Source organism: Polaromonas aquatica, from assembly GCF_050626995.1.
In the GTDB taxonomy this organism is placed as follows: Bacteria; Pseudomonadota; Gammaproteobacteria; order Burkholderiales; family Burkholderiaceae_C; genus Polaromonas; species Polaromonas aquatica_A.
In genome coordinates, this window is the sequence record NZ_CP192467.1 from 1509165 (window position 1) to 1522734 (window position 13570).

12 protein-coding genes are annotated in these 13570 nt (G+C 61.0%); 11 read left to right on the forward strand and 1 reads right to left on the reverse strand.

Annotation, left to right across the window (positions count from 1 at the left end; translation table 11 throughout):
* Window positions 1-81 precede the first annotated feature (81 nt).
* The 6 genes from purU to ACQ4MS_RS07275 all read left to right on the forward strand — a co-directional run bounded on the left by purU (window position 82) and on the right by ACQ4MS_RS07275 (window position 6733).
* Window positions 82-930: a formyltetrahydrofolate deformylase gene (gene purU, locus ACQ4MS_RS07250; RefSeq protein WP_431098710.1), complete on the forward strand. Its 849-nt coding sequence runs from the start codon at window positions 82-84 to the stop codon at window positions 928-930.
* 5 nt (window positions 931-935) lie between these two features.
* Entirely contained in the window at window positions 936-1835 is a 900-nt protein-coding gene (locus ACQ4MS_RS07255; protein WP_431098711.1) for a LysR substrate-binding domain-containing protein, read from the forward strand.
* 279 nt (window positions 1836-2114) lie between these two features.
* Window positions 2115-2903 (forward strand): carbonic anhydrase family protein, encoded by a 789-nt coding sequence (locus tag ACQ4MS_RS07260; protein WP_431098712.1) that lies wholly within the window; start codon window positions 2115-2117, stop codon window positions 2901-2903.
* Between the two features lie 244 nt (window positions 2904-3147).
* Window positions 3148-3708: a DUF2846 domain-containing protein gene (locus tag ACQ4MS_RS07265; protein ID WP_431098714.1), complete on the forward strand. Its 561-nt coding sequence runs from the start codon at window positions 3148-3150 to the stop codon at window positions 3706-3708.
* 39 nt (window positions 3709-3747) lie between these two features.
* A complete protein-coding gene (locus ACQ4MS_RS07270) occupies window positions 3748-4965 on the forward strand; it encodes a S1C family serine protease (RefSeq protein WP_431098715.1) in 1218 nt (405 codons plus the stop codon).
* A gap of 265 nt (window positions 4966-5230) precedes the next feature.
* Window positions 5231-6733, forward strand: coding sequence for an FAD-linked oxidase C-terminal domain-containing protein (locus ACQ4MS_RS07275; protein ID WP_431098717.1), 1503 nt, complete (start codon window positions 5231-5233; stop codon window positions 6731-6733).
* A gap of 706 nt (window positions 6734-7439) precedes the next feature.
* Here the strand turns inward: ACQ4MS_RS07275 and ACQ4MS_RS07280 are convergent.
* Window positions 7440-8000, reverse strand: a complete 561-nt coding sequence (locus ACQ4MS_RS07280) for a bactofilin family protein (RefSeq protein WP_431098719.1) — start codon at window positions 7998-8000, stop codon at window positions 7440-7442.
* Window positions 8001-8346: 346 nt separating this feature from the next.
* Here ACQ4MS_RS07280 and ACQ4MS_RS07285 point away from each other — a divergent pair, with 346 nt between their 5' ends.
* The 5 genes from ACQ4MS_RS07285 (at window position 8347) to ACQ4MS_RS07305 (ending at window position 13528) form a co-directional block, all read left to right on the forward strand.
* Window positions 8347-8937 (forward strand): methylated-DNA--[protein]-cysteine S-methyltransferase, encoded by a 591-nt coding sequence (locus tag ACQ4MS_RS07285; protein ID WP_431098721.1) that lies wholly within the window; start codon window positions 8347-8349, stop codon window positions 8935-8937.
* 47 nt (window positions 8938-8984) lie between these two features.
* Window positions 8985-9689, forward strand: coding sequence for a glutathione S-transferase family protein (locus ACQ4MS_RS07290; protein WP_431098723.1), 705 nt, complete (start codon window positions 8985-8987; stop codon window positions 9687-9689).
* Window positions 9690-9815: 126 nt separating this feature from the next.
* Window positions 9816-11921, forward strand: a complete 2106-nt coding sequence (gene fusA, locus ACQ4MS_RS07295) for an elongation factor G (protein ID WP_431098724.1) — start codon at window positions 9816-9818, stop codon at window positions 11919-11921.
* Between the two features lie 110 nt (window positions 11922-12031).
* Window positions 12032-12400, forward strand: coding sequence for an SPW repeat protein (locus tag ACQ4MS_RS07300; protein ID WP_431098726.1), 369 nt, complete (start codon window positions 12032-12034; stop codon window positions 12398-12400).
* Between the two features lie 111 nt (window positions 12401-12511).
* Complete coding sequence (locus ACQ4MS_RS07305; protein ID WP_431098728.1) at window positions 12512-13528, forward strand: asparaginase; 1017 nt, start codon at window positions 12512-12514, stop codon at window positions 13526-13528.
* Window positions 13529-13570 lie beyond the last annotated feature (42 nt).

Here is a 13570-nt window from a genome sequence, read left to right on the forward strand (position 1 = left end):
GCACCGTTGCCGTCCCGGCGCAGCGTTGATTGGGGCCCCGTCCGGGCGGAAGCGGGCCTCACCTGCGACAATTCATCCCCTATGAATCACGCTTATATCCTCACCTTGTCCTGCCTGGACCGTATGGGTATTGTTCATGCCGTGTCCGGCTTCCTTCTGGACAACGACGGCAACATCGAAGAGGCCGCACAGTACAACGACCACGACACGGGCCTGTTTTTCATGCGCGTGCAGTTCGCCTGCGACAAGCTCACCCACGAGGAACTCTCCAGTCAGCTCAAGGCCTTCGCCGAGCCCTTCGGCATGAACTGGAAGCTGCACGCCACCACCCAGCCTATGCGCACCGTCATCATGGTCAGCAAAGAGGGCCACTGCCTCAACGACCTGCTGTTTCGCTGCAAGTCCGGCCTGCTGCCGATTGAGGTGCGCGCCATCGTTTCCAATCACCGCGAGTTCTACCAGCTGGCGGCCAGCTACAACATCCCGTTTCACCACATCCCCGTCACAGCGGCCACCAAGGCCCAGGCCGAGGCGAAGCAGCTGGAGATCATCGAATCCGAAGGCGCCGAACTCGTGGTGCTGGCGCGCTACATGCAGGTATTGTCAAATGACCTGTGCCAGAAGCTCTCAGGCCGCGCCATCAACATCCACCATTCGTTTCTGCCCAGCTTCAAGGGTGCCAAACCTTATTACCAGGCGCACGACCGCGGCGTGAAGCTGATCGGCGCGACCGCGCACTACGTGACGGCCGACCTTGACGAAGGCCCCATCATCGAGCAGGACGTGGCGCGCGCCGACCACAGCAAGACCGTGGAAGACCTGACCGCCATGGGCCGCGACACCGAAAGCCAGGTGCTGGCGCGGGCCGTTAAGTGGCACAGCGAACACCGCGTGCTTTTGAACGGCCATAAGACGGTCATTTTTAAATAAGCAACATGGCCACGCCGGCGCGAATCCCGCCCATTCAATGCCTGCTGACATTCGAGGCGCTGGCGCGGCTGCGCAGCGTGACGCAGGCGGCCGAGGAGTTGTGCGTCACGCCCAGCGCCGTCAGCCACCGCGTCAAGCAGCTAGAGCAGATCATCGGCACCAAGCTCTTCGGCCGCGCCGATTTCTCGCTGACCACCGAAGGCAGCGAATACCTCGCCCATGTGCGTGAAGGCCTGGCCACGCTGCAGAAATTTCCGGGTGCCGCCGGACAAAGCACCACGCCCGGCAAGCGCAAGCTGCGCCTGGCGGTTACGCCGACCTTCGCGCGCTCCATCCTGATCCCGCGCCTGCGCCAGTTCACCGACGCCTACCCCGAGATCGACCTGACCTTGCAGGTGTCAATCCCGCTGCTGGACGTGGTGGCCGAGGACGCCGATCTCATCGTGCGCTTCGGCACTGGCCGTTATGCGGACCTTGAACATGTCTGCCTCAGCAAGGACGAAGTGGCGCCACTGGCTTCGCCCGCTTTTGTACGTGAGAACGGCCCCTTTGAAGCGGCCGAAGACCTCGAAGGCGAGAGCCTGTTGCGCTCGCCCCTGGAGCCCTGGCGTACCTGGTTTGCCGCCCACAAACTCGATTGGCCGGAACCCCCCGACGGTTCCCAGTTCAACGACATAGGCCTGATGTGCGACGCCGCAGCCGCCGGCATGGGCATTGCGTTGATACGCCTCAAGCTGGGCGCGCCCTGGCTGGAAAACGGCTCGCTGGTACGCCTGGGCAGCAACGCGGTGTTCGCCGGCAACGTCCCCAGCCCGCACGCACACTACCTGTGCTGGCGTACCGGCACCATGGACCGCTGGGAATGCGCGGCGTTTGCGGACTGGCTGCAAAAAAGTCTGGGCTAGGGCCCCAAGGGCGTTTGAATGAGAACTCCTTACCGGCTACCCGGCGTTGCAAACGCCTGAACGTGGATTCACCCCGCCTGGGTTTTGCACCTTGCTCAAGGCCTTTTGATTTGTAGCGCATTTTGCGTACGCCAATAGCATTAGCAATCCCCCAGGCGTCCGACAAGTGGTTGTGCGCCCATGCCGGCTCATACCTATTATGGGCTGGCCGTGACACCGGTTGAGGGTGCGGCCAGCGGCACATAGTCAAAACCAACTTGTTTAACGAGGGAAATTCTCATGCGGAAAAATCAATTAGCCATCGGCGTGGCCGGAGTACTGTTCTCAATGCTCGCCCTGTCGCCTGCGGTTCACGCCGAAGGCAAGGCGGCTAAGGCCAAGGCCGTCAAGCCCGGCACCTTCTGCACCATCCAGGACGCCAAGGCATGCCAGGACGCCGTGACGCCCGCGCAAATCCTGTCGCGCTTCAAAGCCGGCAACATGCGCTTTGTCTCGGGCAAGCCGCGCCACCAGAACTACCTCAAGGAAATGAAGGCCACCGCGGACGGCCAGTTCCCGCTGGCAAGCGTAGTGTCCTGCATCGATTCGCGCGCGCCGGCCGAAATCGTTTTCGATCAGGGCATAGGCGACCTCTTCAATGCGCGCGTGGCGGGCAACATCGTCAACGAAGACATCCTGGGCAGCCTGGAATTCGCGCACAAAGTCGTGGGCGCCAAGCTGCTGGTGGTGATGGGCCACACCAGCTGTGGTGCCATCAAAGGTGCTTGCGACGATGCCCAACTCGGCAACCTGACGGGCCTTATCGGCAAGATCAAGCCGGCCGCGAGCCTGGTGTCCGCCGACATCAAGGACCGCACGTCCAAGAACTATGCCTTTGTCGAGATGGTGGCCGAGAGCAACGTGCACCTCACGGTGGAAACGATCCGCGAAAAAAGCCCCATCCTGCGCGAGATGGAGCAAAAGGGCGAGATCATGATCGTGGGCGCCATGTACGACGTGAAGACGGGCAAGGTCAAGTTCTATGACGTGCCGGGCGCAAGCAAAGCCGCCTCCGGCACCAAATCCTGAGAACCTGGACTCGCACAAGCGGGTGGAAAGCCCGCAGTTCAATGGCATCGGCCTGATGCGCAATGCGGCGCAGCCTCAGCCGGCTTGATGAACAGTGAAAATGCGCCTCTTGCCGATTAGCTTCGTAAAAGCATCGGTTTGAAGCGCTCGCGTCCGGCCCTTCTGGGCCCGCTTTTCTCAGCCCATCACCAGGCCGACTGAATGCTAGACTCACGCGAGTCGAACAAAAAATGAGGGGGATGGGATGCAAATTTTTCGATTGCTTGTTATTGCTGCAGCAATTTTTCTTACCGGTTGTGCCGCCACTGGCCCGCGATATGCCGAAGTTGAGGCCAGCTTCCCCACCCTGCGTTCGGGCTATGGACGCCTGATAATCTACCGCTCGGGTGGCTTGGGGGCGGCGGTCCAGCCAGACATCAAACTCAATGGCGAAATTATCGGGAAATCACAGCCCAATGGTTTCTTCTTCGTTGACCGCGCAGCGGGCAAATATACCGTCAGTGCTCGCACAGAAGTCGAAACAGTTCTGGACACCGAACTGGTGGAAGGCCGCACCACCTATGTTCAGAGCAGTATCACGATAGGCCTCTTTGTGGGCCATCCCAGGCTGACACTTCAGAGCGAAAATGCGGCAGTGCAACACCTACCTCGTCTGGCTTATACCGGCGGAATTCCTGTCGCGCCGCGTACACCGCGCGCCAAGGCCGTAAACAACACGGCAGCGGTCAGCGCCGATGAACGAAACCGCCCATCCGGCCCCGTGACGCTCGACGACCTGAGCGGCCTGCTGCCTCCCGCACGATAAACCAAACGCTCCATGAGGTGCACTGTGATATTTCAATTCATGCTTCGCGGCATAGGCCTGTTTCTTGTTGGCTCCAGTGTTCTTGCGCAAAATGCAACACCGAGCGCCGAACAACTCTTTGAGCGCTTGTCACCCAGTATCTGGGTTGTCAAGACCTTTGATGACGCAGGAAAACCAATTGCTACAGGCAGCGCGGTTGTCATTCAAGCCGGAACCCTCATAACAAATTGCCATGTGCTGGCCAAGGCACGCAAGGTTTCGGTCACACGCGAAAACGTCGCTTACGGCGCCACCCTGGAGCATGCGGACACCGCGCGCGACCTGTGCCAGCTCAAGGTGGCAAATTTCAACGCGCCGCCGGTCACCGTAGCTCCTTCAGAAACGCCGAAAATCGGCTCCAGGGTCTATGCCATTGGAAATCCGCGCGGGCTGGAAATGACGATCAGCGATGGCCTTCTGTCTGGCATCCGTCGTACAGCCAACGATGAGTTCGTCGCGCTGCAAATCACGGTACCCATCTCGCATGGCTCCAGCGGCGGCGGCCTTTTCGACGCGCAAGGCCGTCTGATTGGCATCACCACCTTTGGCTTGCGTGATTCACAAAACCTGAATTTCGCCTTGCCGTCCGCCTGGATTGCCGAAGTCCCTGCGCGTGCGGCGGCAGCGCTGGCCACTCGCAGTGAACCCAAACCCGTCACGACCACTCAGGCAGGAGTTGCGCAAGTCTTCGAGTATCGACTGCGCGACCGAGTCACCGGATTGACGCGGAACATCAGGTACCGGCTGGACCGCATTGATGGAGATCAACTGATCTTCAACCAGGGAGGCCGGGTGGAGCGGGCTGGTGGCGAGGTTGTCACACTGGCCAGCGTCGTGGCCGGAGAATATGAGGTGGCAATGCCGCCGCGTGGCTGGATAACCAAGACACCGGAGCGCGGGCAGACATGGCAGCTTCGGTACGAAAACCAGGTACAGAACCAGCCGATCAGAATGAGCCTCAAGGCCCGCGCAACTGATGAGTCGACTATGCGCATTGGTGACCGGGAGTTCCAGATCATGCGGGTTGAGTTCACCGGGTTTACAGAACGCAGAAGTCACATCAGGGTTCCTAACGCGGGAGTTTTCACCGCCAACGCATGGTATGCGCCTGAGCTTGGCCGCATCGTGAGATTTGACGCGAAAGCGCGCGGCGGAACGGGCGGCAGTACCTTTCTTATCGACGAGACTCTGGAGCTATTCGACATCCGCAAGGAGTGACCAAGGGGCGAAGCGCGGCGAATGTGCATGATGGACCGCTGAAAAGGAAAGCCTTTACCGAGTGGCTAAAAATCCCAGCAAGCTCTTTTCGCCTGGTATCAGGTTTTATGCCTACAGCCCTTTGTTTTTGTGCGCGAGCAGCTATCTAATTAATAGCAGATTCATTTTCACAAAACAACCCCATTTTCTTCACGCCGCCAGCCCGGCTTTGCCTTAAAGTGCCTTCATCACCTGCGAGAACCGGTTTCATCCCCCAAAGCCACTCATGAACGCCCCCGCCTCACCTGAGCAAAACAGCCTGATTGAGCGATCAGAGCGGCAATTGCAGGTCGTTCGTGCGCTGCAAGCCGTATTGCCCGCGCATGCGCTGCTGTGGAACAACGAAGACACCACACCGTACGAGTGTGACGGCCTGACCGCCTACCGCCAGCGGCCATTGGTCGTGGCCCTGCCGGAAACTTATGAGCAGGTACAGGCTGTCCTCAAAACCTGCCATGCGCTGGATGTGCCGGTGGTAGCCCGCGGTGCGGGCACCGGACTTTCCGGGGGCGCCATGCCGCACAAGCTGGGCGTCACGCTATCGCTGGCCAAGTTCAACAAGATCCTCAAGCTCGATGCCGCCAGCCGTACGGCAGTCGTGCAAGGCGGCGTGCGCAATCTGGCCATTTCCGAAGCCGCCGCGCCGCTGGGCCTTTACTATGCACCCGATCCTTCCAGCCAGATCGCTTGCACCATAGGCGGCAACGTGGCTGAAAACTCCGGAGGCGTGCACTGCCTCAAGTACGGCCTGACGGTGCACAACGTGCTCAAGGTCAAGGGCTTCACCATCGAAGGCGAAGAGGTCGAGTTCGGCAGCAATGCACTGGATGCCGCAGGCTACGATTTGCTGAGTGTGATCATCGGGAGCGAAGGCATGCTGGCCGTCACTACCGAAGTGACCGTGAAGCTGATCCCCAAGCCCAGGTTGGCACGCTGCATCATGGCCAGCTTTGACGACCTGCGCAAAGCCGGCGATGCCGTGGCTTCCGTGATTGCCGCAGGCATCATTCCTGCGGGTCTTGAGATGATGGACAAGCCGATGACGGCCGCGGTGGAAGACTTCGTGCACGCCGGCTACGACCTCGCCGCCGAAGCCATCTTGCTGTGCGAAAGCGACGGCACGCCTGAAGAAGTCGAAGAGGAAATTGGCCGCATGAGCGACGTGCTTCGCCGCTGCGGCGCCACTGCCATTGCCGTGAGCCAGGACGAAGCCGAACGCCTGCGCTTTTGGAGCGGACGCAAAAACGCATTCCCCGCATCAGGCCGAATCAGCCCCGACTACATGTGCATGGACTCGACCATTCCCCGCAAGCGCCTGGCCGACATCCTGCTGGCGATCGCGGAGATGGAGAAAAAATACCAGCTGCGCTGCGCCAACGTGTTTCATGCGGGCGACGGCAACCTGCACCCCTTGATTCTGTTTGACGCCAACGACCCCGACCAGTTGCACCGCTGCGAACTCTTCGGCGCCGACATCCTGGAAACCAGTGTTGCCATGGGTGGCACCGTGACCGGCGAACACGGCGTGGGCGTGGAAAAACTCAATTCCATGTGTGTGCAGTTTTCGGCTGAAGAGAACGAGCAGATGTTCGGCGTCAAGCGTGCCTTCGACAGCAAGAGCTTGCTCAATCCGGGCAAGGTGATTCCGACATTAAATCGCTGCGCCGAATACGGAAAAATGCTGGTGCGGGGCGGCCAGATCAGCCATCCGGATTTGCCGCGCTTTTAGGCAACCTGGCACCCACGCGCGAATCGTCTGGTGATTGCTGCAATCCATCGTTGAGCAGCTAACGCGGTTTTTTCTCGGGTTTTCGCACCTGTGATCGACAAGTGTTTGTCGCTCGCCGACCAGTGTTTAGATCCGGCGCGGCACACTGCGTCAGTGTGCGCAGACTTTCGGCTCTCACACCTTTCGTTACTCTTTGTGCCTGCCGGTGTGGGTGGCCGACCCATCTTTTGCGGGCAAACCAGGACGGCGTGCACATGCTACTGGCGGTAATTAACGCGCAGATCAGCCGGTTTGTCGGCTGCTGTATGACAGCGCACCTGTTACGGGACCGCGGCAACACTCCGGCCAGAGCATTCGGAGGAGCCGCCACATTCCCGGTGTTTGCGGAGCTGGCTTACCGCTCGGCCAGCTTTTCGGCTTGACGGCGGCAGCTGACGGTGTCGCGTTGACGCAGGCCACCCAGGCACTCGGGCGAGGCTTCCCTGAGCCAGCATCCTGCTTTGCTGTGGACGGTCGTATGCCTGCAAGCGTCTCTTGCAGCCAACAGGGGTGCGGATGCCGGGGCCGGACTGGCACCGGGGCGGCAGACGGTTTTGACAGAACCCAGCAAACAACCCGCCCCATCCCTGCCGCGGGCGGCAAGGATGGGGCGGGTGTTCAGGTGGGCGGCAGCATGGCGCTGCCGAATTGTTGCTTTAACTGTCTCCTACACCGCCTGCAAACCGGGTTTGGCCACACTCGCGGGCTTGGCGGCCGCCAGGGCGCCGAACAGAATTTCTCCCGAGAGCTGCCCGCCTTCTTCAATCACAAGCTTGCCGTAGCGAATGATGCCTGTGACCTTTCCAGTTGAATAGATCACCAGCTTCTGACGCACGGTGAGGTTACCGTTGAATTCGCCGCGGATTTCAGCCACATCGATTTCCGCGGAGCCCTTGAACGCGCCCTGCTCGGAGATCTGGATCACTCGCGAATCCATGGTGGCCTCCACCAAACCTTCAACCACGAGGGTATCGCAGTCCGTGATCTCAACGCCCTTGAGCTTGATGTTGGGACCCACCGTCAGCTTGCTGCCGCCCTCTTTACCGGCGGCAGCCGCCGCCGGGGACTCGGTCACGGCCTTGGCGGCGTTCAGCGGGTTCGCATTCAAGGATGACGCCCCGGGCTGCAACGCACCGGAGGAACCGGACGTGCCATAGCCATTTCCGGGGCCATGACGCAAGCCCGTCTGCGTCTCATTTTCTCGCTTGCCAAAGAACGGTGTTGCCATTGTGAGTTCCTTCAAAAAGAACGCATGGTACGTCTGCAAAAAATTAAAAGCTTCAGCGGTATGCAAGATAGGTAACGAAATTAATTCTTACATCCAGTTGTGTATTCGTGGCTGACCCTTGGTTGCTGCAGTTTTCGCTTCGAGGGAAACGCGTGGCATGCGAAAGCAGTCCACTTGCTGGACAGCGATGCAGCATGCCGTCCACCCGTCCAATCCAATCTTCATGATGACCACGCATGCCATTCAGGCCACACCACTTGCCCCACATCGCGGAGAGTCAATGCCGATTGGCCCCTACCCTTTCTCTACGCCACGCGCAGCGCCAAAAATACCAGTCGCGTGTAGCATGTCGCACACCATGCCCACCGACAGCGAACTTCATGCCCTTGCGCTTTTTGGCACAGCCGTTGGGCAGTGCGCCTTGGTGTGGAACGACCACGGGATCGCGGCCGTGCAACTGCCAGAGACGTCGGAGGCCAGGATGCTTTCCCGCCTGCACAGCCAGTTTTCGCTACTGGCGCCCGCTACACCGCCGCCAGACATGGAGCAGGCCATAGAGGCCATGACCGCCTTGCTCGGGGGTGAAGCTCGCGACTTGCGTTTTTGCACGCTGGACCTTCGCCACACGCCACCTTTTCATCGCCGGGTGTACGCCATTACGCAGGACATTCTTCCGGGCAAGACAAGCACGTACGGCGACATTGCAGCCCAGCTGGGTGAGCCCGGCTCGGCGCGCGCCGTGGGCCAAGCCTTGGGACGCAACCCGTTTCCCATCATCGTGCCTTGCCACCGCGTGCTGGCGTCCGGTGCGCAGTCGGGCGGGTTCTCCGCGCCGGGCGGCGTGTCGACCAAACTGCGCATGCTGCTGATTGAGGGCGCCGAGATCGGCGGCGCGCCCGGCCTGTTTGACCGCGAACCGCCGCATTCCACGTCATGATGCAATGACGCACTGAATCTTCAACCTCACACGGAAACCTGTCGCCCATGTCCTCCATCCTTGGCACTGCATCGCCCTCCATTCGCCTGTACTCGGCCGCGCTCAGCATGTTCGGCGCCAAGGTGCAAATCGCCGCATTTGAAAAAGGCATTCCGCTAGACATCGTCATGGTGCCTTTCACGCAGACCGAGGGCTACTCGCCCAAGAACCCGGAGGTCGTTCGCATCAACCCGAAAAAGCAGGTACCTGTGCTGATCAACGGCGACCTGGAGCTGTTCGATTCGACGCAGATCCTGGAGTACCTGGAGGACCTGCAACCCGAGCCTGCGCTGTGGCCTGCCGGCATTGCCGCCCGCGCACGGGCCCGCCAGATGGAGCACATGTCAGACGAGGTTTACTTCCCTCACATCATCCGGCTCATGGGTTTGCAGCACGACCTGAACGACCCGCAGGCCGTCACCGCGATCGCCGGCGCGCGGGACTTCTACACGCGGCTTGAAAACCTCCTGCGCGGCCGCGAATTCATGATGGAAACCTTTTCCTTTGCCGACATCGCGCTGTATATGGCGATGCTGTTCGGCGAACGCCTGGGCGCCCCCCTCACACCTGCCACACCGCTGCTGCTGGCCTGGCGGGACAGGATGAGCGCGCGGCCGTCGGTCCAAAGCACGGTGGTTCCCATGGCGAAATATCTGCTGTCCGACGGAAGGCCCTTGCCTGCCTTCATGGCGGCGATGCTGCAGGCGTCCTGACAACAAGGCCCACGCACAACGTGGGTGCTGCAGGAAGCCGAGCAAAAACCGTTACTTTGGCGCAAACTGGCAGGCCCAGCCGCGCCACAAATCAAACAAGTGCGGGTTGGCCAAAAGGAGTCCGCCATGCCCCGCCACACCCCCATCGAGCGTTATCGCAACATCGGCATCAGTGCGCACATTGATGCCGGCAAAACCACCACGACCGAGCGCATCCTTTTTTACACAGGCGTGAACTACAAGATCGGCGAAGTCCATGAAGGCACGGCCACCATGGACTGGATGGAGCAGGAGCAGGAGCGCGGCATCACCATTACGTCGGCCGCGACCACCGCCTTCTGGAAGGGCATGGCCGGCAACTATCCCGAGCACCGCATCAACATCATCGACACGCCGGGCCACGTCGATTTCACCATCGAGGTCGAGCGCTCCATGCGCGTGCTCGACGGCGCGGTGATGGTGTATGACGCCGTGGGCGGCGTGCAGCCGCAGTCGGAAACCGTCTGGCGCCAGGCCAACAAATACAAGGTGCCGCGCCTGGCCTTCGTCAACAAGATGGACCGCGTAGGCGCGGATTTTTTCCGCGTTCAGCGCCAGATCAGCGAGCGCCTCAAAGGTGTGGCCGTGCCGGTGCAGATTCCGGTCGGCGCCGAGGACCACTTCCAGGGTGTCGTCGACCTCGTCAAGATGAAAGCCATCATCTGGGACGACACCAGCCAGGGCCTGCATTTTGAATACGGCGACATCCCGGCAGACCTGGTGGACACCGCCAATGAGTGGCGCACCAAAATGATTGAGGCTGCCGCGGAAGCCAACGACGAGTTGCTCAACAAATACCTGGCGGGAGATGCTCTGAGCGAAGACGAAATCAAAAGCGGCCTGCGCCAGCGCACAGTGGCCAACGAGATTGTGCCCATGCTCTGCGGCAGCGCCTTCAAGAACAAGGGCGTGCAGGCCATGCTGGACGCTGTGATCGACTACCTGCCTTCGCCAGTGGATGTACCCGCCATCCTGGGCCACACAGAAAACGATGGCGAGGCCGAGCGCCACCCCAACGACGATGAGCCCTTCTCGGCGCTGGCTTTCAAGATCATGACCGACCCTTACGTGGGCCAGCTGATTTTCTTTCGCGTGTATTCGGGCGTCGTCAAGGCCGGCGACACGGTCTACAACCCCATCAAGGGCAAGCGCGAGCGCCTGGGCCGCATCCTGCAGATGCACGCCAATGAACGCAACGAGGTCAAGGAAGTGCGCGCCGGCGATATCGCGGCCGCTGTCGGCCTGAAAGAAGCCACCACCGGCGACACGCTGTGCGACCCGGCCCACGTCATCATCCTGGAGAAGATGGTGTTTCCCGAGCCTGTGATTTCACAAGCCGTGGAACCCAAGACCCAGGCCGACCAGGAAAAGATGGGCATCGCACTGAACCGCCTGGCGCAAGAGGATCCGTCATTCCGCGTGCACACCGATGAAGAGTCGGGCCAGACCATCATCTCTGGCATGGGCGAGTTGCACCTTGAGATTCTGGTCGACCGCATGAAGCGCGAGTTCAGCGTCGAAGCCAATGTGGGCAAGCCGCAGGTGGCTTACCGCGAAACGATCCGGCAGGCGGTGAACGACGTCGAAGGCAAGTTCATCAAGCAGTCGGGCGGGCGCGGGCAGTACGGTCACGCCGTGCTCAACCTGGAGCCGCAGCCTTCGGGCAAAGGCTTTGAGTTTGTCGACGCCATCAAGGGCGGTGTCATTCCGCGTGAATATATTCCGGCCGTCAATAAGGGCATTGTCGAAACGCTCAAGGCCGGCGTGCTGGCGGGCTACCCGGTGGTCGACGTGAAGGCCACGCTGGTGTTCGGCTCCTACCATGACGTCGATTCGAACGAGAACGCATTCCGCATGGCCGGCTCACTCGCCTTCAAGGAAGCCATGCGCCGCGCCAAACCGGTGTTGCTGGAGCCCGTGATGGCGGTCGAGGTTGAAATGCCCGAGGACTTCATGGGCAATGTAATGGGCGACCTCTCGTCACGGCGCGGCATGGTGCAGGGCATGGAAGACATCGCGGGCGGCGGCGGCAAGCTGGTGCGCGCCGAGGTGCCGCTGTCGGAAATGTTCGGCTATTCGACCACGCTGCGCTCGCTCACGCAGGGCCGCGCAACTTACACCATGGAGTTCAAACGCTATGCGGAAGCGCCGGCCGACGTTGCCGCGGGCATCATGCGGGGCAAGGGTAGCTAGGCGCGCCCCGCAGGCAAAGACAGCGTCAGCCTCAGGGTCGGCACGGCTCCGTTGCTTATTCCGGTGGGAGTTTTACACTGAAATTCCCTTAGCTACATATGGAGGTTGTCATGGATACCCTCAATCGTTGGCAAGACAGGCTGGAAATTTTTGTCGGACTCTGGCTATGCATCGCGCCCTGGGCACTGGTGCTGCCCGCAGCAGCGGCTTGGTGCGCCGTGGCAGTCGGCGTTGCCATCATCGTCCTCGCGTCGCAAGACCTTTTCCTGCCCAACCATATGGATGACTGGGCCAATGCCCTGCTGGGCATCGGATTGATGATTTCGCCCTGGGTATGGGGTTACGCCGGGCACGACAACGCCATGCTCAATGCGGTGGTCATGGGCTTTCTGGTCACGCTCACCTCCGGCTGGGCCCTGGAACGTGTGCTTTATGACAAGTTCAGGGTCTGGAGGGAAACCCACCATCATGCCCACTGACCTGACCTGACCTGACCTGGCCGCATGCCAGCCGGCCTTAGCCGGATTGACGGGCATTGACAACCCAAACCCGTTGCCCACCGGTGGCGGTGTATGGGCCACAATGCCCGCATGAAGCACTTACCCCTGATCGAGTTGACCCGTGGCGGCACGCTGGAATGCCTGCACCTCGGGTCCGTGGCCGTCGTTAACACTGAAGGCCGGCTGCTGGCCCACGCGGGGGACCCGTACTGGCTGACCTTCTCGCGTTCCACCCTGAAGGCCTTGCAGGCCCTGCCCTTCATGGAAAGCGGAGGCTCCGCACAGTTTGGCTTCAGCACCCGGCAACTGGCGATGCTGTGCGCCAGCCACAACGGCGAAGAGATGCATGTGGCCGAAACGCAGGGCATGCTGGACAAAGCCGGGCTGACGTACAAGGCGCTGCGTTGCGGATGCCACGTGCCGGGCATCTTCACGCAACTGGAGCAGGCGCCGCCGCCCGGCCTTCTGTTTGACGAACGCCACAACAATTGCAGCGGCAAACACGCCGGCTTCCTGGCCTACTGCGTGCAGCACGGCTTGAGCCTGGACGACTACATCGCGCCTGGCCATCCCCTGCAACAGGCTATACGCCGCGACGTCGCCCGCGCCGTGGGCATGGATGCCAACGAACTCAGGATGGGCATCGACGGTTGCTCAGCGCCCAACTACGCATTGCCCCTGACCCATCTGGCGCGGGGTTACGCTCGGCTGGCCAGCGGCGCGCGGGACCCCGAATTCGGGGAGAGCTTTTCAGCATTGGGAGAGGCCATGACATCGCACCCGGAACTGGTGTCTGGCACGGGCCGAAACGACCTCGCTTTCATGCGCGCGGGCCGGGGCGACTGGGTCACCAAGATTGGTGCAGACGGAGTGCAAGTGGTGGGCAGCAAATCTCGCGGTGAAGCGATGGCGCTGAAGATCATGGATGCCAACAAGGTGGCGCTGCATGCCGCGACTGTGGAGGTACTGGACCAGCTGGGATGGCTGGATGATGCCCAGCGGGAGATGCTTGCGCCGTGGCGGGCGCGGGAGATCGTGAATGCACGCGGCGTGGTGGTGGGGGAAAGACGGCCTGCTTTTCAGCTGGTGGTAGGTGGTCCTGGTTGACGTTTGGCCTCCGGCCCAATTGCACAGGCGCGAGCAGCTATT

Coding starts and splice junctions, on each gene's coding strand:
- ACQ4MS_RS07280 (WP_431098719.1), bottom strand. CDS start 8,000: ATGGCAACACCGTTCTTTGGCAAGCGAGAAAATGAGACGCAGACGGGC.
- ACQ4MS_RS07275 (WP_431098717.1), top strand. CDS start 5,231: ATGAACGCCCCCGCCTCACCTGAGCAAAACAGCCTGATTGAGCGATCA.
- ACQ4MS_RS07290 (WP_431098723.1), top strand. CDS start 8,985: ATGTCCTCCATCCTTGGCACTGCATCGCCCTCCATTCGCCTGTACTCG.
- ACQ4MS_RS07260 (WP_431098712.1), top strand. CDS start 2,115: ATGCGGAAAAATCAATTAGCCATCGGCGTGGCCGGAGTACTGTTCTCA.
- fusA (WP_431098724.1), top strand. CDS start 9,816: ATGCCCCGCCACACCCCCATCGAGCGTTATCGCAACATCGGCATCAGT.
- ACQ4MS_RS07300 (WP_431098726.1), top strand. CDS start 12,032: ATGGATACCCTCAATCGTTGGCAAGACAGGCTGGAAATTTTTGTCGGA.
- ACQ4MS_RS07265 (WP_431098714.1), top strand. CDS start 3,148: ATGCAAATTTTTCGATTGCTTGTTATTGCTGCAGCAATTTTTCTTACC.
- ACQ4MS_RS07270 (WP_431098715.1), top strand. CDS start 3,748: ATGCTTCGCGGCATAGGCCTGTTTCTTGTTGGCTCCAGTGTTCTTGCG.
- purU (WP_431098710.1), top strand. CDS start 82: ATGAATCACGCTTATATCCTCACCTTGTCCTGCCTGGACCGTATGGGT.
- ACQ4MS_RS07255 (WP_431098711.1), top strand. CDS start 936: ATGGCCACGCCGGCGCGAATCCCGCCCATTCAATGCCTGCTGACATTC.
- ACQ4MS_RS07305 (WP_431098728.1), top strand. CDS start 12,512: ATGAAGCACTTACCCCTGATCGAGTTGACCCGTGGCGGCACGCTGGAA.
- ACQ4MS_RS07285 (WP_431098721.1), top strand. CDS start 8,347: ATGTCGCACACCATGCCCACCGACAGCGAACTTCATGCCCTTGCGCTT.